Origin of the sequence: Pseudomonas sp. AL03, assembly GCF_029960815.1 — a bacterium.
Taxonomy (GTDB): Bacteria; Pseudomonadota; Gammaproteobacteria; order Pseudomonadales; family Pseudomonadaceae; genus Aquipseudomonas.
The window spans coordinates 1-2206 of record NZ_JASBRE010000070.1 but is presented as its reverse complement, the minus strand read 5'-3'; the positions used below and the strand labels follow the sequence as shown (position 1 = coordinate 2206).

Annotated in this window: 2 protein-coding genes; both read right to left on the bottom strand. The window is 60.7% G+C overall.

Translation table 11 applies throughout. The features are described 5' to 3' along the window. Window positions 1-198 (bottom strand): YbdD/YjiX family protein, encoded by a 198-nt coding sequence (locus QK293_RS27420; protein WP_126366556.1) that lies wholly within the window; start codon window positions 196-198, stop codon window positions 1-3. A gap of 14 nt (window positions 199-212) precedes the next feature. After that, the coding region (locus QK293_RS27415; protein WP_282383472.1) for a carbon starvation CstA family protein at window positions 213-2206 on the bottom strand (1994 nt) is incomplete at its 5' end.

The following is a 2206-nucleotide window of genomic DNA, read 5'->3' as shown; positions in this document are numbered from 1 at the left end:
TCAACAGCACTTCGGCCCACCCTTGCCACCGTAACGAGCCTCCTGGCGTTCCCGGAAGAACATCTCGTAGCTCATCACCGGTTTGTCCGGGTGTTTGCTTTGCATATGCTCGACGTAAGTGTCGTAGTCGGGCATCCCGACCATCAGGCGCGCGGCCTGACCGAGGTATTTACCGAGGCGACTCAGGTCATTGAACATGGTGCAATCCTCGATTACGCGTCCGGCAGAGCCTGGAATGGCGCTTCTTTATCCGTACGTTCTTTGGTGCCCCAAGCGGCGATACCGACCTTCAGTGCAAAGAACAGGATGCTGAAGACCACCAGCAAGAACATCGCCGTCAATGTTGCGTTGGTGTAGGCGTTGTAGATCACGTGCTGCATCTGCTCGATACTTTTGGCCGGGGCGAGGACCTGACCGTTGGCCAGGGCATCGCTGTATTTCTTGGCCAAGGCCAGGAAACCGATCGCCGGATTGGCATCGAACAGCTTGATGAAACCGGCGGTGGTGGTGCAGATCAGCAACCACACGGCTGGCAACATGGTGACCCAGACGTAGCGTTGGCGTTTCATTTTGATCAGTACGACGGTCGCCAACATCAGCGCGATACCGGCCAGCATCTGGTTGGAGATACCGAACAGCGGCCACAAGGTGTTGATGCCACCCAGCGGATCGATCACGCCCTGGTACAACAGGTAACCCCACATCGCCACACATCCTGCAGTTGCGATCAGGTTGGCGGTCCAGGAATCAGTACGCTTCAGCGCCGGCACGAAGGAGCCGAGCAGGTCTTGCAGCATGAAACGTCCGGCACGGGTCCCGGCGTCCACCGCTGTGAGGATGAACAACGCTTCGAACAGGATCGCGAAGTGGTACCAGAACGCCATGGTGTTTTCACCCGGCAGGACACTGTGCAGGATCTGCGCGATACCGACCGCCAGGGTCGGCGCACCGCCGGCACGGGCCAGGATGGTGGTTTCCCCGATGTCCTTGGCCACCGCTTGCAGGGCTTCCGGCGTAATCGCAAAACCCCAGCTGCTGACGGTTTGTGCCACAGCCACCACGTCACCGCCGACGATCGCCGCCGGACTGTTCATGGCGAAATACACGCCAGGCTCGATCACCGACGCGGCAACCATGGCCATGATGGCCACGAAGGACTCCATCAGCATGCCGCCGTAACCGATGTAACGGGCATGGCCTTCGTTAGCCAACAGTTTCGGCGTGGTCCCGGAAGCGATCAGCGCATGGAAACCCGACACCGCGCCACAGGCGATGGTGATGAACAGGAACGGGAACAGCCCGCCCTTCCACACCGGTCCGGTGCCATCGATGAACTGGGTCAACGCCGGCATTTTCAGGTCGGGCATGGTGATCAGGATGCCGATCGCCAAGGCCACGATGGTGCCGATCTTCAGAAAGGTCGACAGGTAGTCACGCGGCGCCAGGATCAGCCACACCGGCAATACCGCTGCGACGAAACCGTAGCCGATCAGCATCCAGGTAATCTGGATCCCGGTGAAACTGAAGGCCTTGGCCCACACCGGATCAGCGGCAATTTGCCCGCCCAGCCAGATCGAACCGAGCAGCAGCAACACGCCGACCACGGAGATTTCGCCGATGCGGCCCGGGCGGATGTAGCGCATGTAGATGCCCATGAACATCGCGATCGGGATGGTCGCCATCACCGTGAAAATCCCCCACGGGCTCTCGGCCAGGGCCTTGACCACGATCAGCGCCAGCACCGCGAGGATGATGATCATGATCAGGAAGCAGCCAAACAGCGCGATGGTCCCGGGGATGCGGCCCATTTCCTCACGAACCATGTCGCCGAGGGAGCGGCCGTTGCGGCGGGTGGACATGAACAGAACCATGAAGTCCTGAACGGCACCGGCCAACACCACGCCGGCAATCAGCCACAGCGTACCGGGCAAATAGCCCATCTGCGCCGCCAGGACCGGACCGACCAGCGGCCCCGCGCCAGCGATGGCGGCGAAGTGGTGACCGAAGAGTACGTGTTTGTTGGTCGGCACGTAGTCCAGACCGTCGTTGTTGACGACAGCGGGCGTGGCACGATTGGGGTCGAGTTGCATCACCTTGTTGGCGATGAACAGGCTGTAGTAACGATAAGCGACGAGATAGATAGCGACTGCTGCGACTACGATCCAGAGGGCGTTGATCGCTTCGCCGCGGCGCAGGGCCACGACAC

What these genes read in the sequence shown, in the direction of transcription:
- QK293_RS27420 (WP_126366556.1), bottom strand. Translation starts at nt 198, where the DNA reads ATGTTCAATGACCTGAGTCGCCTCGGTAAATACCTCGGTCAGGCCGCG.